This is a genomic window from Aeromonas sp. Y318-3, assembly GCF_027706185.1.
GTDB classification, from domain to species: domain Bacteria; phylum Pseudomonadota; class Gammaproteobacteria; order Enterobacterales; family Aeromonadaceae; genus Aeromonas; species Aeromonas veronii.
In genome coordinates this window covers 142985-167389 of record NZ_JAPDCN010000003.1, presented here as the reverse complement: position 1 = coordinate 167389, position 24405 = coordinate 142985, and the positions used below count along the sequence as shown (strand labels likewise).

At 60.8% G+C, this 24405-nt stretch carries 24 protein-coding genes; 8 read left to right on the top strand and 16 right to left on the bottom strand.

The features are described 5' to 3' along the window. Window positions 1-153: 153 nt before the first annotated feature. The 3 genes from OKB77_RS05385 (at window position 154) to OKB77_RS05375 (ending at window position 4517) form a co-directional block, all read left to right on the top strand. The gene (locus OKB77_RS05385) at window positions 154-3588 is read left to right on the top strand and encodes an ImpA family metalloprotease (protein WP_270817081.1); all 3435 of its coding nucleotides are present in this window, start codon (window positions 154-156) and stop codon (window positions 3586-3588) included. Window positions 3589-3845: 257 nt separating this feature from the next. Next, the gene (locus OKB77_RS05380) at window positions 3846-4022 is read left to right on the top strand and encodes a DUF3606 domain-containing protein (protein WP_270817080.1); all 177 of its coding nucleotides are present in this window, start codon (window positions 3846-3848) and stop codon (window positions 4020-4022) included. Window positions 4023-4268: 246 nt separating this feature from the next. After that, window positions 4269-4517 (top strand): GlsB/YeaQ/YmgE family stress response membrane protein, encoded by a 249-nt coding sequence (locus OKB77_RS05375; RefSeq protein WP_005359720.1) that lies wholly within the window; start codon window positions 4269-4271, stop codon window positions 4515-4517. Window positions 4518-4582: 65 nt separating this feature from the next. On the opposite strand, the gene OKB77_RS05370 is transcribed toward OKB77_RS05375, so the two are convergent. Further along, the gene (locus tag OKB77_RS05370) at window positions 4583-5935 is read right to left on the bottom strand and encodes a sensor histidine kinase (protein ID WP_270817203.1); all 1353 of its coding nucleotides are present in this window, start codon (window positions 5933-5935) and stop codon (window positions 4583-4585) included. A 46-nt stretch (window positions 5936-5981) separates the two neighbouring features. Beyond that, window positions 5982-6656 (bottom strand): transcriptional regulator TctD, encoded by a 675-nt coding sequence (gene tctD / locus OKB77_RS05365; protein ID WP_108612209.1) that lies wholly within the window; start codon window positions 6654-6656, stop codon window positions 5982-5984. 222 nt (window positions 6657-6878) lie between these two features. On the opposite strand from tctD, the gene OKB77_RS05360 reads away from it, so the two are divergent. The 3 genes from OKB77_RS05360 to OKB77_RS05350 are packed head-to-tail and all read left to right on the top strand — an operon-like array spanning window position 6879 to window position 9898. Continuing rightward, a complete protein-coding gene (locus tag OKB77_RS05360) occupies window positions 6879-7865 on the top strand; it encodes a Bug family tripartite tricarboxylate transporter substrate binding protein (RefSeq protein WP_270817079.1) in 987 nt (328 codons plus the stop codon). 11 nt (window positions 7866-7876) lie between these two features. After that, window positions 7877-8308: a tripartite tricarboxylate transporter TctB family protein gene (locus OKB77_RS05355; protein WP_270817078.1), complete on the top strand. Its 432-nt coding sequence runs from the start codon at window positions 7877-7879 to the stop codon at window positions 8306-8308. 9 nt (window positions 8309-8317) lie between these two features. Beyond that, complete coding sequence (locus tag OKB77_RS05350; RefSeq protein ID WP_270817077.1) at window positions 8318-9898, top strand: tripartite tricarboxylate transporter permease; 1581 nt, start codon at window positions 8318-8320, stop codon at window positions 9896-9898. Between the two features lie 77 nt (window positions 9899-9975). On the opposite strand, the gene maiA is transcribed toward OKB77_RS05350, so the two are convergent. The 10 genes from maiA to OKB77_RS05300 form a co-directional block, all read right to left on the bottom strand. Further along, window positions 9976-10611 (bottom strand): maleylacetoacetate isomerase, encoded by a 636-nt coding sequence (gene maiA / locus OKB77_RS05345; protein ID WP_270817076.1) that lies wholly within the window; start codon window positions 10609-10611, stop codon window positions 9976-9978. A 139-nt stretch (window positions 10612-10750) separates the two neighbouring features. Then, entirely contained in the window at window positions 10751-11746 is a 996-nt protein-coding gene (locus OKB77_RS05340) for a fumarylacetoacetate hydrolase family protein (protein WP_245132399.1), read from the bottom strand. A gap of 10 nt (window positions 11747-11756) precedes the next feature. Next, window positions 11757-12908, bottom strand: coding sequence for a homogentisate 1,2-dioxygenase (locus tag OKB77_RS05335; protein ID WP_270817075.1), 1152 nt, complete (start codon window positions 12906-12908; stop codon window positions 11757-11759). Continuing rightward, window positions 12901-14037 carry a 4-hydroxyphenylpyruvate dioxygenase gene (gene hppD / locus OKB77_RS05330; RefSeq protein ID WP_270817074.1) on the bottom strand — a complete coding sequence of 379 codons (1137 nt, stop codon included), beginning with the start codon at window positions 14035-14037 and terminating at the stop codon, window positions 12901-12903. The genes OKB77_RS05335 and hppD overlap by 8 nt, the downstream gene beginning before the upstream one ends. A 224-nt stretch (window positions 14038-14261) precedes the next feature. After that, window positions 14262-14945, bottom strand: a complete 684-nt coding sequence (locus OKB77_RS05325; protein ID WP_270817073.1) for a haloacid dehalogenase-like hydrolase — start codon at window positions 14943-14945, stop codon at window positions 14262-14264. Window positions 14946-14971: 26 nt separating this feature from the next. Continuing rightward, window positions 14972-15631, bottom strand: coding sequence for a TIGR01621 family pseudouridine synthase (locus OKB77_RS05320; protein WP_270817072.1), 660 nt, complete (start codon window positions 15629-15631; stop codon window positions 14972-14974). 183 nt (window positions 15632-15814) lie between these two features. Beyond that, window positions 15815-16507 (bottom strand): ABC transporter permease, encoded by a 693-nt coding sequence (locus tag OKB77_RS05315; RefSeq protein ID WP_005337302.1) that lies wholly within the window; start codon window positions 16505-16507, stop codon window positions 15815-15817. 3 nt (window positions 16508-16510) lie between these two features. Continuing rightward, on the bottom strand, window positions 16511-17251 hold the full coding sequence (locus tag OKB77_RS05310) for an ABC transporter permease (protein WP_005352911.1): 741 nt from the start codon (window positions 17249-17251) through the stop codon (window positions 16511-16513). A gap of 237 nt (window positions 17252-17488) precedes the next feature. Beyond that, entirely contained in the window at window positions 17489-18262 is a 774-nt protein-coding gene (locus OKB77_RS05305) for an ABC transporter substrate-binding protein (protein WP_005337307.1), read from the bottom strand. Window positions 18263-18311: 49 nt separating this feature from the next. After that, window positions 18312-19082: an ABC transporter ATP-binding protein gene (locus OKB77_RS05300; protein WP_005337310.1), complete on the bottom strand. Its 771-nt coding sequence runs from the start codon at window positions 19080-19082 to the stop codon at window positions 18312-18314. A 533-nt stretch (window positions 19083-19615) separates the two neighbouring features. Between OKB77_RS05300 and OKB77_RS05295 the strand changes: the two genes are divergently transcribed. After that, complete coding sequence (locus OKB77_RS05295; protein WP_139747607.1) at window positions 19616-20518, top strand: lysine exporter LysO family protein; 903 nt, start codon at window positions 19616-19618, stop codon at window positions 20516-20518. Window positions 20519-20622: 104 nt separating this feature from the next. Here OKB77_RS05295 and iadA read toward each other — a convergent pair whose 3' ends face one another. Together iadA and OKB77_RS05285 are read right to left on the bottom strand one after the other, a co-directional pair. Next, a complete protein-coding gene (gene iadA, locus OKB77_RS05290; protein WP_236303144.1) occupies window positions 20623-21753 on the bottom strand; it encodes a beta-aspartyl-peptidase in 1131 nt (376 codons plus the stop codon). Between the two features lie 66 nt (window positions 21754-21819). Then, entirely contained in the window at window positions 21820-22602 is a 783-nt protein-coding gene (locus OKB77_RS05285; RefSeq protein WP_443111790.1) for an ABC transporter substrate-binding protein, read from the bottom strand. Between the two features lie 388 nt (window positions 22603-22990). Between OKB77_RS05285 and OKB77_RS05280 the strand changes: the two genes are divergently transcribed. Beyond that, complete coding sequence (locus tag OKB77_RS05280; RefSeq protein WP_270817071.1) at window positions 22991-23599, top strand: acyl carrier protein phosphodiesterase; 609 nt, start codon at window positions 22991-22993, stop codon at window positions 23597-23599. Between the two features lie 56 nt (window positions 23600-23655). On the opposite strand, the gene OKB77_RS05275 is transcribed toward OKB77_RS05280, so the two are convergent. Both OKB77_RS05275 and arsC read right to left on the bottom strand, forming a co-directional pair. Further along, complete coding sequence (locus OKB77_RS05275; protein ID WP_159157126.1) at window positions 23656-24039, bottom strand: DUF2069 domain-containing protein; 384 nt, start codon at window positions 24037-24039, stop codon at window positions 23656-23658. Then, window positions 24036-24386 (bottom strand): arsenate reductase (glutaredoxin), encoded by a 351-nt coding sequence (gene arsC, locus OKB77_RS05270; protein WP_128816765.1) that lies wholly within the window; start codon window positions 24384-24386, stop codon window positions 24036-24038. Before arsC ends, OKB77_RS05275 begins: the two co-directional genes overlap by 4 nt. Window positions 24387-24405: the final 19 nt, after the last annotated feature.

The window sequence follows — 24405 nt, the reverse complement described above, 5'->3', positions numbered from 1 at the left end:
AGCAACACCAGATACGGCAAAAGCCGGCCAAAAAAACATCCAAGATGCTGAAAATAAAGCAAAATGACCATTCAATCAGCGTTGAAATAAGCAAGGCAGCTCATTAGACTACCGACTCCCCTACCCGTCGTAACACAAGGAACGTATCAAACAATGAAAAAGACGGTTCTCACCCCCTTACTGGCGCTGTTGATCACAGGCTGTGGCGGCGGTGATGGCGAACAGGAAGAGACCCCTATCCGCCCCCCTGTCACCCCCAACTATTTCGAGGCATCCAGCCAGAGCAGCGCGGGCGGACAGTTGAACCCCACCAGCCTGCGGTTGGCGGCGGGTGAACAGGGGCGCTTCTCGGTACAGGCTGACAGCGGTTACCTCCTGACCGAGATAAGCGGATGTGATGGCACCCTGGACGGCCTCACCTATACCACTGGCCCCATGCGCAGCGATTGCCAGATCTCGGCCAGCTTCACGCAGGAGAGTGCCGCCGTCTATTTCAACGCCACCACCCACGCTTCTCAGGGGGGCGCACTCAGCCCCGACGCCCTGCGTCTGAACGCCGGTGAACAGGGCCGTTTCACCGTGCAGCCCGAGAGTGGCTTCGTACTGACACAGATCGCAGGATGTGAGGGCACCCTGACGGGTAATACCTACACCACAGCACCCATGCGCGCCGATTGTCAGATCTCGGCCCGCTTTATCAGCGATGCCGCCAATGCGATTGCCCGGGAAGATCATACCCTTGCCAGCGAGCAATCCCTGATCGCCCATGCCCGTGCGGCGATTGCCGACAGTGAGGCGCACCGCACCGAGCTGGTTCGCAGCCTCTATCAGGGAATGGCACAGATCAGCTGGAACCCGAGCCACGACTCCATCACCTTTTCCAGCTTCCAGCCGGAGAGCACGGTGACCCTGCTCCCCTCCAACATCAATGGCAAGGGGGAGAGCGAGATCCGGGGTCTGGTGATGGTCTCCGAGCAAGCCGATTACCGTCAGGCCGCCATGGGGGCGAACCTGTTTTCCGTTGACCGCACCCCGCAGAGCGAGGCGCTGCTCAAGGGGCTGATTGGCTGGCTGACCCGGGGCAAGGATAGCGATGGCCTGCGCATCCTCACCGCCCAGATGCCTAGTCGCGCCGATAGCGTCTATTTTCCCCACAACGAAGGCGTGCGGGACTGGCTCAAGGTGATCTATCCCGACAAGCACAGTATCAACCCGGCCAATACCTGCGATTATCAGGCGCTGAGCGACTGTATCGATACCATGGCGCCGGAGCTTATCGTGATCAGCGATATCGACCGCCAGGGGCTGGGGTATCAGGGGATCGCACAGGGGATCGCCAAGGCCAAAGCGGCCGGGATCCCGCTGCTGCTCTCCAACTATCGGCGCGATGCCAGCCCGCTGCTAAGCCCCCTCTATCTCGATATGGGGCTGGTCACCTGGGGCAACTACTGGTCAAAACTCAGAGCCAGCGATCTGGCAGTGAACACCATCATGGCACCCGACGCCCAGCTGATGGCGGTCGATACCCTGCTTGGCAACCTTCAGGATCGCAACTTCACAACCCAGTGGCTCGATAGCTGCGGCGGCAACTTTATCAATTGCGGTGGCTCGGAGAGCTTCAACCAGCAGTTCAAGCTGGGTGCCGACTGGCTGAGAAATGCGGCCATCACCCTCGACAAGGCCGGGATCAGTCCCTTTGCCCGTGACGGCGTGACACTGTTGCCCGCCACCCTGCTGCTGGCCGACAAATACCGTGCCGCCATCGACTACCCGATTGCCTGGGATGAACATCAATTCTGGCAGCAGGCGATGTTTGCCGACTGGCTGGTGAGCTATGCCCGCACCCGTACCCCGGCCCAGCCCGATCTGGGGGAGTACGTCACCGATCGCAACAAGGTGGTGAAGGGACAAGCAGCTCACTACGCCTATCCCGCAACGCTCACCGACAGTCGGCGCATTGCGGTTCCCTACAGCGGGCAGTGGACCACCACCGGCTGGTATGCCCTGCCGGGACAAACCATCACCCTGAGACGCACCGATAACGCCGATGTGTCTGCTACCGTCCGACTCAACTACCACAGGCCCAACACCAATCGCGCCTATGAGCAGAAGATCTATCGAGCCCCGCTGGAGCTGACCACCGGACGACTGATCTTGGCCAAGGGGGGCAGTGTCACCTTCACTTCTCCTTATGGCGGCCCTATCTACCTCTATCTGGAAGGGGGGGCAGCATCGCTGGCCGTCCAGGTGAGCGCCACGGGCGTCACCCGTCATCCGGCCATCATGGATTTCAGTGATGAGCAGCAGATACGCGAGTTCAACGAGCGGCTGGAACAGACCGAGCTGCCCCATATCGATCTGCGGGCCGATGGCGCCGAACAGCATCTGCGCCGGGATCGCTTCACCAAGGCGGTGGGTGGCGTCATCCCCGACACCAATGCCCTGCTCGACAGCATCGCCCGGGATCACATCAATGGCGTCTACACCCTGGCGGGCCTGAAAATTCAGGGCAAGGGGCTCGATGAGTCGCTGCCTGCAGATGTTAAAAACGCCTGCGTGGCACTGCTGGGGGAGGGTTGTCTCGATGAATCGCTCCATACCCGCACCATCATCCAGCATGCCAACTATGACCAGAATGCCCATTGCGGCAGCGGTTGCAGTGGCAACCCGTGGGACTCGTCCGGCAGCATCAGTCCGACCGGCTGGCTCGACAATCACGAGCTGGGCCACAACCTGCAGACCAACCGGTTGAACGTGCAGTACGCTGCGGCAGACGATGCCGACAACTGGAGTGGCTACGGCAGCCGGGCGGGGGAAAACTCCAACAACATCTTCCCTTATGTGGTGAAGTGGCGCGCCCATTATCTGAGAGATGGCAACACGGCGCCCATCAAGGATGGGCACATGAATCACAAGGATCTCTTCTATGTGTTCATGTCTGATGCGGCGCAGGTACGGGACAGGAGTGGCAACCGCGTCGTGCTCGGGGCCAACTGCCAGGTGCTCGATACCGGCGAGAGTCGCTACGAAGCCCCCTGGAAGAGCAATGCCTACGCCGTCCACAACGGCTATCGCATGGCGTTTTATATCCAGATGGCATTGCGCGCCCACGGTATGATCCTGACTGATGGCACCCGGCTGAACGATGGCTTCACTATCTTCACCCTGCTCTATCAGCATTCACGGATCTTCGGCGCGGCAGCAGACAGTGAAGCGCAGTGGAATGCCAACAAGGATAGGCTCGGCTTTAGCCTGTTCCCCTACTCGGGGCATGCAGTCTATGGCGGCAAACGGGTGCGCGACATACCGGGCAATGACTTTATGCTGGTTGCACTCAGTCGGCTCACCGGTTGGGACTGGCGCAATCACTTCGATCTGCTTGGCCTGCGTTACTCCAGCCTCGCGGTCGCTCAGGTGCAGGCCAACCAGCGTTATGGCAGCCTACCGATGGGGATGTATGTGCTGGAGGATGACCTGCCCCCAGCCAACATGAGCGAAGGCGTCACATTCCTGACGCTCTCTGAAAGCGACGGATCCACCCTCTGGCCCCGCAACAGTGGCTCGCCAAGCGCCTGCCCAACACCCTGAATAAGATCATCGCGATAACCCCAACAAGCGCCCGGCTGGGCGCTTGTTGTTTATCCGGCCTCTGGCCCCGTTGTTGATGATGTGAAGAGGGTGGAATTAAGTGGTGATCGCTCACAGATCAGCAAAGCAAACCTGCACTCCTCCTTCAGTCCCCAGGTTGTGTGAACCCCGTCACCTTGCCCCTTGCCGATTGAGAGGATGATAGCGCTCAGGCAGAAACGTCTTTCTCGCCAGTATTTCAACAAGTTGAGGTTTGTATGCCTGACAGCAATGCGGTCGCTCACCCGTTCGATGCCAAGAAGATCAATGTCAACGATCCCTATGAGATGAAGCAGTGGATCAAAATGTTCGAGTGCACCGAAGTCCAGCTGAAACGGGCGGTCAGGGCAGTCGGCACCTCAGGCAAGGCGATCAGAAAATACCTCAAGAAGTGAGGGTGCAACCCCGTCACAAACCCGGCCCCGCTGACGGGCTTTTCTCATTTTGGCCTTTACGTGGGCCATCCCCGCCCCTGTTTGGCGGTGCACATACCGCCATTCAGCCGCTCATAACCGGACTGTGCAGCCCGACCAGCACTGGCCGCCGTCCGACAGCTTGTGACCAGCCCGCGCCGTCTGGCCCTTCGCATCCCGGCATCCCTGCCTATAATGCGGGCTCAAACACACAGAGAGGATTAATCCATGGGCTTTATCACCTGGATCGTATTGGGACTGTTGGTGGGTATTCTGGCGAAGTGGATCATGCCGGGCCGCGATGGCGGTGGCTTCTTCATGACCGCCCTGCTGGGGATTGTCGGCGCCATGGTTGGCGGCTATGTGGGTACCCTGCTGGGGCTGGGCTCGGTGACCGGTTTCAATATCCCGAGCATCGCGCTGGCGACCGTGGGCGCTCTTATCGTCCTGTTTGTCTTCAACAAGATCCGCAGCTGACCCCCAACGCCATCTATGTGTAGATAAACAGGGCACCGCGAGGTGCCCTCTCTTTTTTATCGCCCTCACGATGTTGCCAGCGGCAAGATCAACCTCACCAGCAAGCCCCCCAGCTGGGTGGCCGGCAGCAACACCACTTCGCCGTGGTGGTAGTGGGCGATATCGCGCACCAGTGCCAGACCTAGCCCCGCTCCCGGCTGTTCACTCCCCTGCTCGAGGCGCTGGAACGGCTGCCAGACTCGCTCCGCCAGCTCGGGGGCGATGCCGGGGCCGCTATCCTCCACCTCCAGCCAAATCTGCCCATTGCTTCGCACCACCCGCGCCGTCACGGTGCCGTGGGGCGGGGTGTATTTGATGGCGTTGTCGAGCAGGTTGGCGCACAGCTCCCCCAGCAGCAGCGGCTCCCCCGCCACCATGATGGCGGACTCCTTCCCTTCGTAACCGAGATCGATCCCCTTGCTGCGGGCCTGCGCCAACCGTGACAGACAGGCCTGCTGCACCAGCGCCGTCATCTCGATGGGCTCACGCTGGCGCAGCCCGGAGCACTCGTCCGATTTGAGCCGGGCCAGCAACAGTAACCGTTCGGTCAGGGCGATGGTGTGATCGAGCCGCACGGCCATGGCATCGAGGCTTTCGCTCATCAGGGCCGGATCGCCACTGCCGCGCGCCACCTCAACTTGGGTTTTCAAAATGGTGAGCGGGGTGCGCAGCTGATGGGCGGCATCGGCGCTAAAGCGCTCCTGCCGGGCCACCAGCTGGCGCAATCGGGCCAGCTGGCGGTTGAACGCCTGCACCAGCGGCCGGGTCTCCTGCCAGGGGAGCAAATCCGGCAAGGGGGCAAGATTGGCGGCATCGCGGCGCAGGATCTCCCGCGACAAACGGCGCATCGGGGTGAGCAGCCGTTTGAGCAACAGATAAGCGAGCAGCAGGGTGAGCACCACCAGCGCCCCCTGGGTCAGCAGGGCCGACCAGAGCAACTGCTCCGCCAGCTGCTGGCGACCGAGCAGGGTTTCCGCCACAGTGATACGAGCCATGCCGTTGACGCCCCCCTCACCCACCGGTTGCAGCAGCATCACGGCACGGATCTGTGCCTCCTGATAGAGCCCGTCGTAGAAGTAGGCGAGCGCCGGATAACGGTCGGTCAGCGGCGTACCGTCCGGCATGGGGGGCAAGTCGTCAAAGCCGGAGATGACCCTATCGTCGATGCCGCGCACCTGATAGAAGAGGCGATCGCGCATGTTGCGCTCGAAGCTGTCGAGCACCACGTAGGGCACATCCACCCTGAGGCTGCCCTCGGCTGCCGTCAGCCGCTCGGCAACGGTGCGGGCCGAGGCGAGCAGAGTGCGATCATAGGCCGAGGTAGCCGCCGCCAACGCGCCGTAGTAGCTGTACCAGGCCGAGGCAGCCCAAAGGGTCAGCAGTGGGCCACCCAGAAACAGCAGCAGTTGATGGAGCAGGGAGCGACTAATGGGAGGCCTCCGGCGCCGCTTCCAGCAGATAGCCGAGACCGCGCAAAGTGGTGATCACCACCCCGCTGCCCACCAGCTTTTTGCGCAGCCGGTGGATATAGAGATCGATGCTGTCGAGCCCTACCTCGTCATCGAGGTTGAACACCTGCTCGAACAGCTGCCCCTTGGCGACCGGCCGCCCGTGGCGGTACATCAGCGCGGTCAGCAGCGCCTGCTCACGCGGAGTCAGGGCAAGGCGGGCATCGGCCAGCAGAAAATAGCCGTCGGGGTGCAGGGTCAGGCGCCCCAACCGCAGCTCGGCACCGCCACTTTCGCTGCGCCGCAGCAGGGCTCGCAGCCGGGCATCCAGCTCCCCCAGATCGAACGGCTTGGCCAGATAGTCATCGGCACCGGCATTGAGGCCACAGATCCGCTCCTCCACCGCGCCGCGGGCGGTGAGCAGCAGCACCGGCACCCCCTGCCCCCTACTGCGCAACCGGCCGAGTACCGCCAGCCCGTCGAGCTTGGGCATCTCGATATCGAGCACCGCCAGCGCGTACTGTTCGTGGCGCAGCAGGTGGTCAGCCTGAGCCCCGTCAGCCACCCAATCCACCGCGAAACCGGCGCTGGTGAGTGCCCGCGACAGCCAGTGGGCCAGTTCGTGATTATCTTCTGCCAACAGCAAGCGCATCCCTCTCCCCTTGTTCCTAACCACGGCATTCAGCCGCAGTGCTTCAACTGCATCCCTTCGTCACTGCCAGTACAGGAGAAGGTGAGATCAAGGTCACACTCCCGGCTCTTGGTCAGCGATTGAAAGGTGAATGAAAGGTTGCTGTTTTAACAATTTCGCATCACTTCGTCTATCGACGGAGTCACACCCAGGAAAAACAACGACAAGATGGAGCACACAACCATGAAGCAACGCACACGTCATGCCCTCGCCCTGCTGACCCTGCTCGGCGCCCTGCCACTGCAGGCGGCCGAAAGTGCCGCGACCCCGAGCCGTACCGAATGCATCGCACCGGCCAAACCGGGCGGTGGTTTCGATCTCACCTGCAAGCTGCTGCAGGTGAGCCTGCAGGAGACCGGCACCATCGACAAGCCGATGCGGGTCACCTACATGCCGGGCGGGGTCGGCGCCGTGGCCTACAACGCCATCGTGGCCCAGCGCCCCGCCGAGGCGGGGACTGTGGTCGCCTTCTCCGGCGGCTCCCTGCTCAACCTCTCACAGGGGAAATTTGGCCGTTACGGGGTGGACGATGTGCGCTGGCTGGCGGCGGTAGGGACCGATTACGGCATGATCGCGGTGCGCCATGATGCCCCCTATCAGAACCTCAAGGATCTGGTGAATGCCATGGCAAACGACCCCAACAGCGTGGTCATCGGGGCGGGAGCCTCCATCGGCAGTCAGGACTGGATGAAGACGGCGCTGCTGGCCAAACAGGCCGGAGTTGACCCCCACAAGATGCGCTACGTCGCCTTTGAAGGGGGTGGCGAGCCGGTCACTGCACTGCTGGGCAACCATGTGCAGGCAGTCTCCGGCGATCTGAGCGAGATGGTGCCCTATATCGGTGGCGACAAGCTGCGGGTGCTGGCGGTGTTCGCCAAAGAGCGGTTGCCCGGCAAGCTGGCCACCATTCCTACCGCCAAAGAGCAGGGTTATGACCTGGAGTGGCCGGTGATCCGCGGCTTCTATGTCGGCCCCAAGGTGAGTGACAGCGAATACCAGTGGTGGAAAAAGACCTTCGATCAGCTGGTGAAGACCGATACCTTCAAGGCGCAGCGGGATCTGCGCGGGCTGTTCGAGTTTGACCTGACCGGGGATGCCCTCGACAGCTACGTCAAGACCCAGGTGGCGCAATATCGCGAGCAGGCCAAGGCCTTCGGTCTGGCCAAGTAGGAGCTGCAGCCATGAGCGATCGCATCTTCGCCGCCATCTGGCTGCTGCTCTGTCTGGCGGGGGCCTCCCTCGCCTGGCAGTACCAGAGCGAATACAGCTATGAGCCGCTGGGGCCACGCCCCTTTCCGCTCGGGATCCTCGGCCTGATGGCACTCTGTGCCCTGCTCCTGCTGCGCCGCCAGCCGGACACCGTCAGCTGGCCGCCGCTGCGTACCCTGCGCCACCTCGCCATCATGGTGGCAGCACTGGCCGCTTACGGCGCCAGCTTCGAGTGGCTGGGCTTTCCGCTGGCTACCACCATGCTCACCTTTGTGCTGGGGCGCCTGTTTGGCGCCTCGGCCAAGGCAGCCCTGCTCTCCGGCATCGTCGGCGGTCTGGTGCTCTATTTCGCCTTTGACCGGCTGCTGGATGTCACCCTGCCCCTCGGCATCTGGTTCTCTTAAGGAGTCAATATGGATACCTGGATGTACCTATCCCAGGGCTTTGCGGTGGCGCTCACCCCGGAGAATCTGGTAATTGCCCTGATCGGCTGCTTTGTCGGCACCGTGGTCGGCCTGCTGCCGGGCCTTGGCCCCATCAACGGCGTCGCCATCCTGTTGCCGCTGGCCTTTGCCCTGAAACTGCCCCCCGAATCGGCGCTCATTCTGCTCGCCACCGTCTATATCGGTTGCGAATATGGCGGGCGGATCTCCTCGATCCTGCTCAACGTACCGGGGGATGCCGCCGCCATCATGACTGCGCTGGATGGCTACCCCATGGCCCAGCAAGGCAAGGCGGGCGTGGCCCTCTCCATCTCGGCGGTCAGCTCCTTTGTCGGCTCCATGCTCGCCATCGGGGGGATCATTCTGTTCGCCCCGGCGCTGGCGCGCTGGTCGCTCGCCTTCGGCCCGGCGGAGTATTTCGCCCTGATGGTGTTCGCCATCGCCTGCCTTGGCAGCATGATGAGCCAGAACCCGCTCAAGTCCTTTATGGCGGCGCTGATCGGGCTCGGGCTCGCCACCGTCGGGGTGGATGCCAACACCGGCATCTATCGCTTCACATTCGACAGCGTCCACCTCTCGGACGGGGTGCAGTTTATCGTGGTGGTGATAGGCCTCTTCTCGGTGAGCGAGATCCTGCTGATGCTGGAGCACACCAGTAGTGGCGGCAAGCTGGTGCGCACCACCGGGCGGATGCTGTTCAACTTCAAGGAGCTGGTCTATTGCACCGGCACCATGCTGCGCTCCTCCACCATCGGCTTTTTCGTCGGCATTCTGCCGGGGGCTGGCGCCACCATCGCCAGTGCCATCACCTACATGAGCGAGAAGCGACTGGCGGGGCCCAATGCCAAATTCGGCGAAGGGGACATTCGCGGGGTGGCCGCGCCAGAGGCGGCCAACAATGCCTCCGCCTGCGGCTCCTTTATCCCCATGCTGACCCTGGGAGTGCCGGGGTCGGGCACCACGGCGGTCATGATGGGGGCGCTGACCCTCTACAACATCACCCCGGGCCCCACCATGTTCACCGAACAGCCCGATGTGGTGTGGGGACTGATCGCCGCCCTCTTGCTGGCCAACGTCATGCTGCTGGTGATGAACATCCCCATGGTGGGCATTTTCACCCGCATGCTCTCCATCCCGCTCTGGTTTCTGGTGCCCGCCATCGCCAGCGTCTCGGCGGTGGGGGTCTATGCGGTGCACAGCACCACCTTCGATCTGCTGCTGATGGTGGGCCTAGGGGTCTTTGGCTACCTGCTGCGCAAGATGCACTTCCCCATGTCGCCGCTCATTCTGGGCTTCGTGCTGGGTGAAATGCTGGAGCAGAACCTGCGCCGCGCCCTCTCCATCAGCAATGGCGACACCGCCATCCTGTGGAGCAGCAGCATCAGCCAGACCCTGCTGGTACTGGCGATCGTGGTGATCGCCCTGCCCCCACTGGTACGCCTGCTGCGCCGCCGCAAAGCCGATCCGCTGATCCCGGACGCCCGCCCGGAGCAGGGAGCCAGATCCCCTCAGAGCAGAAAGAGGCACGCCAGCAAACTGGAGTGCCGTTAACGAACAAGGGCCCCACACAGTGGGGCCCTTGTTTATGAATGGCGTGTTGATGCCATCCCGCGATTCAAGTCAGTAGGTCACTGCGCGTCCGGCTGGTTTGCGGGGGCGGCCTTGATAAAGGCTTGCAACTGTTCGCAGTTGGCGACGATGCGGCGGATGGTGGGGTAATCGTCCAGCGTCATGTCGTAGCGGCGGGCGTTGTAGACCTGAGGCACCAGCATGCAGTCGGCCAGGGTCACTTCGTTGCCGACGCAGTAGACACCGGCGGTGGTCATCAACAGCTGTTCGAGGGCGGTGAAGGTCTCGTCAATCCAGTGGCGATACCAGCAAGCCTCCTGCTCGTTGTTGGCCCTGAAGTGCTCTTCCAGATAGTTGAGCACCCGCAGATTGTTGAGCGGGTGGATATCGCAGGCGATCATGTTGACGATCTGGCGCACTCGGGCCCGCGCGTCGGGGGAAGAGGGCATCAGGGAGTAGGCGGGATAGGTCTCGTCAAGGTACTCCATGATGGCGACCGACTGACCGAGCTGCACATCGCCATCCACCAGAAACGGCACCAGCCCTTGCGGATTGATCCGGCGATAGGCCTTCTCGCTCTGCTCGCCTTGCCGCAAATTGATGGGATGCTGCTCGTAGGCGAGCCCCTTGAGCTGCAACACGATCCGTACCCGAAAACTTGCCGACGAACGCCAATAGCCAAACAACTGCAACATAATCTGTCCCTGCATCTTATCTGGGCCCGAAGCCCGGCAGGTGCTCGCCACCTGCCTCCTTGTGTACCCGGCACCGGTTGAGGGCTCGTCGTGATCCGGACATATCCCGAATAGGTTTGCCGCCAACCGGCGCTGGCCATCAACCTCCCTGACCGCTCGCTGGCACCACCTGTTGAGAGATGGTGCCAAACAGGTTTTGGCCAGAGCGATCTTCCATCGCGATCGACACTCTATCACCAAACTGCAAATAGGGGGTTATAGCTTGATCACAATCAAGAATTTCCAGCATGCGGCGCTCGGCGATGCAGGATGAACCGGCGCTGCGATCGTAATTTGAGACGGTGCCCGAGCCGATGATGCAACCGGCACCAAGGGGACGGGTCTTGGCCGCATGGGCAATCAGTTCGAAGAAGCTGAAGGTCATGTCCACCCCGGCATCCGGTGCGCCAAACAGGGCGCCGTTCAGATGGGTGCGCAGGGGCAGCATCACCTTGCCATCGTGCCAGTCATCGCCCAGCTCGTCCGGGGTGATGGCCACCGGCGAGAAGGCGCTGGACGGTTTGGACTGGAAGAAACCAAAGCCCTTGGCCAGCTCGCCCGGAATGAGGTTGCGCAGGCTCACATCGTTGACCAGCATCAGCAGCTTGACGTGGCTAACGGCCCCCTGCGGGCTCACCCCCATCGGCACGTCGTCGGTGATGATGGCGACTTCCGACTCGAAATCGATCCCCCACTCCTCAGAACCCATCACGATGGGGCCACGGGGGGCGAGAAAGCTGTCGGAGCCCCCCTGATACATCAGCGGATCGTGCCAGAAGCTTTCCGGCATCTCGGCGCCGCGCGCCTTGCGCACCAGCTCCACATGGTTGACGTAGGCGCTGCCATCGGCCCACTGATAGGCGCGCGGCAGCGGAGAGAGACAAGACGCTTCGTCAAAGGGGAACGCCTCGGCCACACGGCCCTCGTTAAGCTGCTGATAGACAACCTCCAGCCTGGGGGCAACCTCGGCCCACTCGTCGAGAGCGGCCTGCAAAGTCGGGGCAATCTCGCTCACCCGTACCGCCCGGGTCAGATCCCGGCTCACCACCACCAAAGCGCCATCGCGCTTGCCATTGTTCAATGTTGCCAATTTCATAAGCGATTCCTTATTTGCCGGCAGCCGCGTCCGGGCGCTGCCAGCTGGAGACATACCGGGTGTTCTCGATCCCTTCGCACAGACTGCCAACGTTCAGCGCATCGCGGGTGTCTAGCATGACCGCCACCTCGTCGGTGAACTTCTTGGCATAGGCCTGCCCTGCCGCAAACGCCTTGGGATGGGGGCCGTGGGTGAAACCGGCGGGATGGAAGGTGACCATGCCCCGCTCGATATTGTCCCGGCTAAAGAAGTCCCCGGCGTGGTAAAAGAGCACCTCGTCATAATCATCATTGCTGTGATAGAAGGGCACCTTGAGGGCGCCGGGATCGCTCTCGATGGGGCGCGGCACGAAGGTACAAATCACGAAGCGGCTCGCCACAAAGGTCGAATGAGCTGACGGCGGCAGATGGTAGCGGTGGCTCATCAGCGGGCGGATATCCCGCCAGTTGAGGCGCACCACGCACAAATCCCCGTGCCACCCCTGCGCATCCAGCGGGTTGAAGGGCCAGGTGATGACCGATACCTGATCGTGGCGTTTCACCTGCAGCGACCAGGGATTCTCATCCTGCTGGGCCAAAAAGCGCTCGTTGATGGCGGGCACATCCAGCGCCGCCGGGTCGAAGATGGCGTGATTGCCCACCAGCCCCTTGTCCGGCAGCTGATAGCTGTCGTTGGTCGCCTCGATCATCAGGATGAACAGGGGCGCTGTCGGCTCGATGCGCCACATGGTGCCACGGGGGATCACCACATAGTCGCCGTCCCGCAGGCTCAGGTGGCCGTAGTCGCAGAAGAACTCGCCGCTCCCCTCGTGGATAAAGAGCAGCTCGTCGCCGTCGGCGTTGCGCACCAGAAACGGCATCGCCTCGGATAGCCGCCAGACTCGGTAGCGGCAGTGAGGGTTGCTGAGAATGTCGGGAGCCACCCAGGGGGAGAGTGAGCTCACCTCCTCTTGCAGGGCATTGAGGTCAAACAGCCGTGGCCGCAGCGGTCCCTCCCAACTGCTCCAGTCGGTGGGAGCATGCTTGTGATGCATGTGGGTAGCCGGGCCGAAAAAGCCGCTGCGCCCCAGTTCGCGCTCATAAATGGCCTGTTCCGGCAGGTCGGCATGGGCCTGCCGAGAGTGAGTCCCCTCCCGATGGGGGAAGTTAATCCAGTTACGCATTGTTCGCTCCCTCTTTACGTGCCCCCTTCTCATCCTCGCCGCCATCCAGCACGCCGCGGCGGATCTGGTCCAGCTCGATCGATTCAAACAGCGCCTTGAAATTGCCCTCGCCAAACCCTTCGTTGCCCTTGCGCTGGATGATCTCGAAGAAGACCGGGCCAATCACGGTATCGGTGAAGATCTGCAGCAGGATGCCATCCTTGGTGGGGGAGCCGTCGATGAGGATGCGCAGCTCTTTGAGGGCCGCCAGATCCTCCTGATGCCCCTCGACACGACTGTTCACCTTCTCGTAGTAGGTATCGGGCGTCGGCATAAAGCCGGTACCGCGGCTGCGCAGGGTGCGGATGGTGTGGTAAATATCGCTGGAGGCCATGGCGATGTGCTGGATCCCCTCCCCCTTGTACTGGCGCAGGTACTCCTCGATCTGCGACTTGTCATCCGCCGACTCGTTGATGGGGATACGGATCTTGCCGCAGGGGGCGGTCATGGCGCGTGAATGCAGCCCGGTCAGCTTGCCCTCGATATCGAAGTAGCGAATTTCGCGGAAGTTGCCGATCCGCTCATAGAAGTTGGACCAGACATCCATATTGCCGCGATGGACGTTGTGGGTCAGGTGATCGATCTCCATAAGACCGGCATCTACCTCTGCCATCCGGGCCTGCCAGTCGGGGTAGAAAACAAAATCCACGTCATAGATGGAGCCCTTGTCGCCATAACGGTCGACAAAGGAGAGAGTGCTCTCGCCGATACCGTAGATGGCGGGAATATTGAGCTCCATCGGGCCAATCTTGCCGACAAAGGGCTTGGCCCCCTTGGCGATGGCGTACTGCTGAGCTTTGCCCGCATCGCTCACCCGAAATGCCATGCCGCAAACGCTCGGCCCGTGCAGGCTGGCAAACTGCTCCGCCTGGGAGTGAGGCTCAGCATTGACCACAAAGTTGATATCCCCCTGCCGGTAGAGCCAGCACTGCTTGTGTTTGTGCTTGGCGACCTCGGCAAACCCGAGCGAAACAAACAGGCTCTTGAGGGCAGCAATCCCCTTGGCATCGGGGGCCGTGTACTCGACAAATTCGAAACCGTCTGTGCCTAACGGATTGATGGTATGGGTGGCGGAAGAGGTGGCATTCATCGGGCGCTCCTTGCTCTTGATTCGGTTAAAACGGATTGCAGCACCCAGCGGCGCGGCAAGTGTTAACAACTTGTTTCATTAGAAGCAGGGCGTAGCAGGAAGAGAAGAGGCGGGTTGCAGATAGTTTTTCGCAGCTGGCAGCAAAAGATGTAAATGAATTGTGACATTCAAGCCACAACCTTGCGGATCAAACGGTGACGACCCGCAGGACTGTCAGCTTTGCCTTACAGTTGCCAGTTTTTGATCATCAGATGGGGCAAGCAGGCCCGGGCTTTTTGCAGTCGCACAGGCGTCGGATTGATCAACCACGCCTCTTTCCCCAACCCCAGCAGCGGCAGATCGTGCAGGCTGTCGCTCAAGGCCAGCTCGGCATCGAGGGCGCAAATCTCCGGCAGCAGCTTGTGCTGACCGTGGCAATAGAAGCGCGGCATCAGGCCGCCAAAACGGTAGTGCATCTGCGAGCCAATGATCCGGTGAGGCAACTGGCCGGGCAGTTGCTGATAGAGCTGGGCTCGCACCAGCGCGCAGGGACTGGCGGAGATCACCCAGCAGCGCGCCCCCTCGCTTTGCAGCAATTCGCGAGCCTGACGAAACAGCCCCGGCCTGGTGCGGCAATAGGCGCGCACCAGCTTGCGCCAACCGAGGGGAGAGAGCCAAAGCGTGATGGCCCACCAGATAAGGGAGATACCGCGCCGCCGCTGGCTGGGTAGCAGCTGACTTGGCAACAAATAGACCAAGCCACCCAGCGCAATCACTGGCAACAGCAACAGCGGCCAGATCCGGCGGCGCAGGATATAGCACAGCAGACCGGCGTGGCTGTCGCCGGGGGCCAGGGTGTCGTCAAAGTCGGCCAGGATCCAGCGCGGTGCACGTCCGTCAGGATCACGCTCTTTCGCTGAATGGATCATGGTGTCAGACGCTGGGCGCATAAGCATCAGGGCGCAAGGGCTGCGATGGCTGCCGTGAGCTCGGGAGTGACAAATTCACTCCCCACATCGGGCGGACAGACAAAGTCGAAAGGCTCGCCCGAAAGGGTAAAGCTGAGCCGCCAGGCGTGCAGATAGCCGCGATCGGCTGGCGTACCGCCATAGCGCTCATCCCCGAGAATGGGGGCGCCGATACTTTTGAGGGCAACCCGGATCTGGTGGGTTTTGCCGGTCTGTGGCTTGATGCGATAGAGCCGCAGCCCCTCGCGCACCGACACCGAATCAAACCAGCTGATGGCAGGATTATCCAGCGTGCGCGCCAGCATCCAGCTGCCGCCACGCCCCTTTTGCATATCCCCCTTCACCCAACCCTGCTTCTTCTTCGGTTTGCGATCGGAGAGCGCCAGATACTGCTTGCTCACCTCACGGGCTGCAAAGGCCATGCTCAGTTCGCGGTTCGCCTCTGTGGTGCGGGCCAGCAGCACCAGCCCGGAGGTCATCTTGTCGAGCCGGTGTACCGGATAGAGAGTGAGCCCAGTATCGGCCTTCACCCGATTGACCAGTCCCGGATTGACCGCCTCCCCGTCGCCCTTCTCGTCATGCATGCCGATGCCGGGCTGCTTGTCGATAACCAGGAAAGCGGGATGCTCAAACAATATCCGGTACATAAAACCTCGGGACTCGGGAACTGGGGGATTAGGCATGCAGCCAACAGCTGGCGGCGCTCGGGAGTGCTGCATTCTCCCTGCTCGGCCGCCATTTGGCAAACCGGGCGGGCAGAGGCTGAAGATAAAAAATGGCCCCGCCTGCAACAGGCGGAGCCATTTTCGCTCATCTTGGCAGGTCAACCCTTACACATTGCGCGGGCGCAGGTGAGCGTGCCAGCGCGCTTCCCACTTTTTGAACAGCCAGACGATGACAAAGGTGAGCAGCATATAGAGCAGCCCTGCGGTCAAAAACGCCTCGAACGGACTGTAGTAGCGAGAGTTGATGATCCGCGCCGCGCCGGTCAGATCGACGATGGTGATGATGCCCGCCACCGCCGAGCCTTGCAGCATGAAGATCACCTCGTTGCTGTAAGCCGGCAGTGCCCGACGAAACGAGTTGGGCAAAATGATCCGGGTCAGGGTCTGCCAGCGGGTCATGCCAAAGGCGTTGGCAGCCTCAATCTGGCCGCGCGGCATATTGTGTACCGCCCCGCGCACGATCTCAGCGGTATAAGCGGCGGTATTGAGGGTGAAGGCCAGCAGCGCACAGAACCAGGCTTCGGAGAAGAGCGACCAGGCGGCACTGTTCTTCAGCCACTCCCACTGGGCGGCGCCGTAGTAGATGATAAAGAGCTGCACCAGCAGCGGGGTGCCGCGAAAGAAGTAGATATAGGCCCAGATTGGCCCCTTGATCAGCCAGTTGCGGCTATTGCGCAAGATGCCCATGGGCACCGCCAGCATCAACCCAAGGATCAGAGAGAGGGCCACCAGCCAGACGGTGGTATAGAGCCCCTCCCAGTAGGTGGGCCACTCTTTGAGAATGATTGAGAAATCCATGGCTTACCTCGTCTTGATGGCATAGTGACGCTCGGCCCACTTGAGCGCCGAGGTGGAGACTGCAGTGAAGATCAGGAAGATCAGCGCCACCGCCATGTAGAAGGTGAAGGGTTGCTGGGTCGAGCCCGCCGCCAACGAGGCTTTGCGCACCATGTCATCAAGGCCGATGATGGAGACCAGCGCGGTGGTTTTCAGCAGCACCAGCCAGTTGTTGCCAAACCCCGGCAGCGCGTGGCGCATCATCTGGGGGAAGAGGATCCGCACAAACACCTGGGTTGCCCGCATGCCAAAGGCCCGTGCTGCCTCCAGTTCGCCTTTGTCCACTGCCAGAATGGCGCCGCGAAAGGTCTCGGTCATGTAGGCGCCGAAGATAAAGCCGATGGTCGCGACACCGGCCACAAAGGGGCTGATGTCGATATAGTCCGGCAGCAGGGAGACCCACTCCTGATTGGGATTACTCTCGAGTAACCAGCTGTTGTAAGTCTCGTTGACCCAGGTGCAGATACCGTTGATCAGCACCTGACCGCCAAAGAAGAGCAGCATCATCAGCACCAGATCGGGGATGCCGCGAATGATGGTGGTGTAGCCGGTGGCGATGGCCCGGGCCCACTTGTAGGGAGAGAGTTTGGCCAGCGCCCCCAGCATCCCCAGCAGCAACGCCAGCAGCAGGGAGGCCAGCGCCACTTCCAGGGTGACCCAGGCGCCCTCCAGCAGCGAGGCTTCGTATCCTTTCAAATCAAACATATGCAGCTCCATCGCCACTGAATCTTCACGCACCTGCTAACCAGAAGGCTCCATAGCAGTCCGAATGAAATATGTGCAGCTCCATTGCAATCAATGCGGGCCCGTAAACTCCCTCAGGGAGGTGACGGGCCCGATGACTACTGACGGGATCAACCTGTCGTTACTTGCCGTAGACGTCTTTGGACTTACTCGCCGTAAACGTCTCTTTGTTTTACTCTCCGTAAACGTCTCTTTGTTTTACTCTCCGTAAACGTCGAACTCGAAGTACTTGTCGTTGATTTCCTTGTACTTGCCGTTGGCACGCAGCGCCAGAATGGCGGCATTGAATTTCTCTTTCAGATCCTTGTCAGCCTTGCGCACCGCAATACCGGCACCCTCGCCAAACCACTTGGGATCGGTCAGTTTCGGGCCGACGAATTCGAAGGCATCACCGCCCTCTTTCTTCAGCAGACCGTCGGTGATGGCGGCAGAGTCGGCCAGCACATAGTCCACACGACCGGATTTCAGATCGAGATAAGCTTCATCGGCGGTGCCGTAACGCTTGATGGTGGCATTGGGGAAGTTGTCGGTAATAAAGGTATCCATGGAGGTTGCACGCTGCACCGCGACGGACTTGCCTTCCATAAAGGCTTTGTCGAGCTGCACATCAGTGCCCTTCTTGGCGGCAAAGCGGGCCGGAATGTGCTGGTACTTCTGGGTGAAGTCCACCTTCTTCTTGCGCTCTTCGGTGATGTCCATGGTGGCGATGATGGCGTCAAACTTGCGCGACAACAGCGCCGGAATGATGCCGTCCCAGTCCTGCTTGACCAGGGTGCACTTCACTTTCATCTCTTCGCACAGGGCGTTGGCGATGTCGATATCAAAACCTTTCACCTCGCCACTGGGCTCGGTCCAGGAGAAGGGGGGATAGGCACCCTCAACCCCGATCCGGACCTCTTTCCACTCCTTGGCCATCAGGCTACCGGACGCGAGGGCAGTAACTACGGCTGTCGCCAGCATCAGCTTGTTCATGTATCTCTCCTTGATAAAACAGTTGATTGGGTAACCAGGCATCCCGCCATCAGTAGATGGAGGAGATGAATTGCTTGAACCGCTCGGATTTGGGATGGGCGAAAATCTCCTTGGGGTTGCCCTCCTCTTCCACCCGCCCCTGATGCAGAAACATCACCTTGTTCGATACATCCCGGGCAAACGACATCTCGTGGGTCACCACCAGCATGGTGCGCCCCTCTTCGGCCAGCTCGCGCATCAGACCGAGCACCTCCCCCACCAGCTCGGGATCCAGCGCCGAGGTGGGTTCATCGAACAGCATCACCTCGGGCTCTACCGCCAGCGCACGGGCAATGGCGGCTCGCTGCTGCTGACCACCGGAGAGGTGGCCGGGATAGTAGTCACGCCGCTCCCAGAGTCCAACCCGGTTGAGCAGTTGCTCTGCCTTGGCCAGTGCTTCGGCGCGAGGCACCTTGAGCACCTGGATTGGCACTTCGATGATGTTCTGCATGATGGTCATGTGTGACCAGAGATTGAAACTTTGAAACACCATGGCCAGCCGGCTGCGGATCCGCTCAACCTGACGCATATCCTCGGGCAACCGCTCGCCGGCGCGGCTGGTTTTCATCCGGATCAGCTCACCATGGAGCGAGACGGTGCCGGATGAGGGGGTTTCGAGCAGATTGATACAACGAAGAAAGGTCGACTTCCCCGAGCCGGAGGAGCCGATAAGGGAGATGACATCCCCCTTGTGGGCGGTCATGTCGATGCCCTTGAGCACTTCGTGGGTGCCAAAATATTTGTGCAGATCACGTACTTCCAGTGCGGCAACGTCGCTCATCCATTACAACCTTGTCTGTCCCTAGACGCCGCAGGGGGCGTGACTCAACCACCGTCCATTTAACAAAAAGTTAACCGATGGCAACCTTCAGCGAAAATATCACCCGGATAGTGAAAAAACAATACAGAACGAGGGTCTTCAGGGGATTCGCTCTATTTTTATTCGCTCTTTGCGTATTTTTCAGCACTTTGTTTGCATAAACAGCCGTTTCAATAGCTATTCCGATACCGCCTTTTTATACCCCAATCATATCAGTGGCAAGAGAAAAGCGTGATGTGTGCCAAACCGGCACCAAAATGGCTTTATGCACACCCTTACCGAGCGAATTATCGGCTCCCCGATCGGATCAACTTGATTTCATTGGTGCACTCGGGCTCGCACAGAACCTTATCAAACAGAGAGGTTGTGGCAAAAAAGTAACAATCAGCCCCCAAAAGGGCTGTTTTTGGCCATGAAAGCGAGAGATATGTGACACAGAGCCAATAAGTAATGATAAGGTGGTGTTTTTATCAGTTTTTGTGATCGAGGCCTCGATGCTGCTCAATGTGTTGCTGATCCTGTTGCCACTGGCAATCGGTTATCTGATTCCCCTCTCCTCTGCCCGACTGATCAAGTTGGTCAACCAGAGTCTGGGCAAGATGGTCTACCTCATTCTGTTTCTGATGGGGCTCGGGCTTGCCTATGTGGAAAACTTGGGCAGCAATCTGGCGGTGATCTTCAAAGTCGCCGGGGTGATGCTGACCGCGATCACGATCTGCAACCTGCTGGCCCTCTGGTGGCTCGACAAGCGCACGCCGCCGACCCACGAGGCGAGCGATAGCAAAATGCCGAGCAAGCTGCACCTGTTGTGGGAATCCCTGCAGCTCTGCTTTGTGGTGCTCGGCGGTGTGCTGCTCGGGTTGCTGGTGGATCTGCGCGCCCTGCCCATCGACAAGTGGAGCGAATGGGCCCTGATGCTGCTGCTGTTTCTCATCGGGGTGCAGATGCGCAACTCCGGCATGCGGCTGCGCCAGATCCTGCTCAACCCCTGGGGGATGAAGATCGCCGCCACCGTCATCCTCAGCAGCTGGCTTGGCAGCCTGCTGGCGGCCCAGTTGCTGGGCATGCCCTTTACCCATGGTCTGGCGATGAGCTCGAGCTTCGGCTGGTATTCGCTCTCCGGCATTCTGGTGGCCGACAAACTGGGGCCGGTGCTCGGTTCTGCTGCCTTTATCAACGATCTTGGGCGCGAGCTTATCGCCATCCTGATCATCCCGGTCCTGATGCGACGCCACCCCTCGGCGGCCATCGGTTACGGCGGCGCCACGGCGCTGGACTTCACCCTGCCGGTTATCCAGAAATCAGGGGGCATTCAGGTGGTGCCGGTGGCCATTGTCTCCGGCTTTATCCTGAGCCTGCTCGGCCCCATCCTGATCCTCGGGTTTCTGGCGATCTAAGCCTGATTCCCACATTGCAGATAAAAAAAGCCCGACCTTGTTGTCGGGCTTTGGCTGTTTGGAGCAACCACGCTCTCGCACTGACTACGATATTGCCCGCAGCCTTATTCGCGCCACAGGCCGCCGCTCATCACCCTTTCGATAGCAAACGTCCGGTCGTGCACCAGCAGCAGATCCGCATCCTGCCCGACCCCGATACGCCCCTTGCTGCCGAGCCCCAGCGCCTGCGCCGGATTGCTCGTCACCGCGGCCAATGCCCTCTCCAGAGAGACACCGAGCCGGGTCGCGCGCACGCACTGCTGCCACAGGCTGGCAATCTGGCCGCAGCGCATCTCGATTAGCCGCCCTTCGCCATCAAAGCGCGGCAGGCTAGCGTTGGCATCCGAGCTGAAGGTGATGCGCTCGGCAGGCACATTGGCGGCCAGCAGCTCAAGGAGTGCATCGGCGGCAAGCCGCTCGCCATCCTCCAGCAGATCGGGAAAGCTCGAGGTGGTGAGGTCTACCCAACCTCCCGCCTTGCCCCACTCGATGGCCTCGGCAAAGAGCCAGGGGTTGCGGTTGCAGTGAGTGGGATAGAGCTGGCGCAGCGGAATGTCGGTCTCATCGCGCAGGGCCCGCAGGGGGGCCAATGCCCCCTTGCCATCCCCGACATGGAAGAAGCTGACCCCGCTCTTGCCCGCAAGCAGCCCGGCCACTCGCGCCTCGCTGGCAAGCCTGGCCAGCTCATCGTGGGTCGGCGCACTGGATCTGTGGTCACTGATGGCCACCTCCCCCACCCCCAATACCTCGGGGATCAGGATGATGTCCGACTCCACCGTGCCGGTCAGGGTCTTGACCGGCAGATGGTAGGAGCCGGTATACATAAAGGCGCTCACCCCGGCGGCGCAAAACTCGCGCACCTTGCCGAGCACCTGCGCGGGAGTGCGGGTCAGGCTGTCGGTGCCAAGCGCCGCCACCAGGGTAGTGACACCTGCCTTGAGCGCCTCGCTCGCCGCCAGCTCCGGGGTGCGAAAGGCAAAGCCCCCCTCACCGCCACCGCCAGTAATATGGGCCAGCGGATCCACCAGCCCAGGGACCAGATAGCGGCCACGACCATCGACCCGATGCAGCGGCCAGTTTGTGGGCACCGTCAACCCCTTGCCCATCCAAGCGATACGGCCATCGGCCACCAGCAAATCCTGCTGGCCAAGGTGGGTGGGGCTGAAGATCTCGGCTCCCTCGATCAGGGTCAACATGGCGATCCTCCTTGCACAATTGTCGCTTGCCCAATGAAAAGAGAGGGAGCAAGCTCCCTCCCCCCGTCAACCACCATATATATCGTACTTGAAGTACTTCTGGTTGATCTGCTGATAGGTGCCATTGGCACGCAGGGCCTTGATCGCCTCGTCCAGCTTGCCCTTGAGCTCCTTATCGCTCTTGCGCACGGCGATCCCCATACCATCACCAAACCACTGGCGATCGGTCAGGGCGGGCCCCACATAGTCGAACTTGTCGCCCCCCTCTTTGCCAAGCAGCCCCTGCTCGATGGCAGAGGCATCGGCCAACAGGGCCAGCACCCGACCCGCCTTCAGATCGAGATAGGCCTCATCGGCATTGCCGTAGCGGACTATGGTGACATTCGAGCCAAAATTGTCGGTCAGGTACTTGTCGTGGGTGGTAGCACGCTGCACCCCGATGCGCTTGCCCGCCATGCCTTCCGGGGTCAGCGTCAGCTCGGTCCCCTTAACCGCCACAAAGCGATTGGGAATATGGGCATATTTCTCGGTGAAGTCGACCTTCTGGCGCCGCTCGTCGGTGATCGACATGGCGGCGATGATGGCATCGTATTTGCGCGACAGCAGGGCCGGGATCATGCCGTCCCAATCCTGCGCCACCAGCTCGCACTTGACCGCCATCTGCTGACACAGGGCGTTGGCGAGATCGATATCAAACCCCTTGATCTCGCCCGACGCATCGGTCCAGGAGAAGGGCGGGTAGGCCCCCTCCACCCCGAAACGCACGGTTTTCCACTCCTTGGCCATAGCGGGGGTGGCCAGCAGGCTGGCAACAAACAGGGCTGAGAGGGTCAGTCTGATCTTCATCATGAGTACTCCATTACATAAAAAGCGCACAGGCGCGGACAAGGCACCGCAAGCGAATGCATGCGATGACCAAAAGCGGCAAAATCTGGATGAGCGAGATCACGCCCAAGCGGGCGTCAGTGAACTGCTCCAGGGGTTCGATCTATTCGTCGAACCACTCGGAGAGATAGAAAGGCTTGAAGTAGAAGGCCAGAAAAAAGCCTCTGGCTTTGCGCATCATGGTGGTTTGTCGCGTCCTGTGACAAAAGATGGCAATCACCTTAGCACGCCCGAATTTTGCCCGGCAAGAGGCAGCCGCAGGGCAGTAGCAAAATCCCGATCATGGTCAAGGCGGGCGGGATCCGTTAGGCTCGAAGCACCTTGCCATCCCATAACAGACCCACAGCGACCGATGAATTTTCTGGCCCATCTCCATCTGGCTGCCCACACCCGAAGCTCCTTCACCGGCAATCTGCTCGGCGATTTCGTCAAAGGCACGCTGCCCACGGGGCTTGCCGCCCACTTCGATGAGGGGATCTGGCTGCACCGCAAAATTGACGCCTTCACCGACGGGCACCCCGAGCACAAGGCGGCCGTCGCCTGTTTCGAGGCCCCCTGGCGCCGCTTTGGCGGCATAGTGGTGGATATGATCTACGACCACTGGCTGAGTCAGCACTGGGAGCAGTTCAATACCGAGCCCCTGCCCCGCTTCCTGCAACGCAGTTATGACCAGCTATTGACGGATCACCCACGCCTGCCGGATGGACTGCCACTCCCCCTCAAGCGGATGGCCGAGCAGAACTGGCTCGCCTCCTACCGCCACAGGGAGGGGCTGGGGCAAGCGCTGAATGGCATAGGTCGCCGACTGCGCCGCTCGGTACAACTGGGAGAGGCGCTGTTGACCCTCGATGAGTCGCAGTGGCAAACATGCGAGGCGGGATTTCTGCGCTTCTATCCCGCACTGATGGCCTTTAGCCAGCAGCAGCTGGCCCAATATCGGGCAGCCCAAGGGGCACAGTGATCCCTTTGGATAAAGCAGCTTTCCCATAAAAAACGCCCCTTGCGGGGCGTTTGTCATCAGTTGGCTTCGTCTTTCTTTTTGCGAATGCTTAAGCCAAGTTCCCGACCACGCAGTCGGGCGTAATAGATGGTGCCGATAAAGGCGAGAGTGGTGAACAGCAGCTCCACCACCGCCAGCCACCGCTCCCCCTCATCCGTGGTGATCAGGGTGAGGGCGTGAAGGAAATAGGGCATCAACACAAAGTTGCCCCAGGCGTGGGTGTAAGGGTTGCCCTGCACTATCCCCTTGAGGGGGAAGAGCAGCGGCACCGTCCAGATCACCGGCAGCAGCCAGGGGTTGAGGTCCGGATGGGGTGATAGCCACAGATGCCAGAGGATGACCCAGCCCAGCAGGCCGAAGAAGCCGACCAGAGTCAGCCAACGTGCGAAGCGGGTGCTCACTTGAGGATCTCCAGCACCTGCTCCGGCGGGCGACCAATGCGGGCCTGACCATTCTTGATGACAATGGGGCGCTCGATCAGCTTGGGATGCTGGTGCATGGCGCGAATAAGGGCATCACCGCTGACATCGGCCAATCCCAGCTCCTTGTAGAGATCCTCCTTGGTGCGCATCAGCTGGCGGGGATCGCTAAAACCGAGCTGAGAAAGCAGGTTGCGGATCTCATCTTCGCTCGGGGCCTGCTCCAGATAGAGCACCACATCAGGGGCGATCCCGTGCTGTTCCAGCAGAGCCAGGGTTTCGCGACTCTTGGAGCAGCGCGGATTGTGGTAGATTTGGGTCTCGCTCATGGTAACTCCCTGATTAATC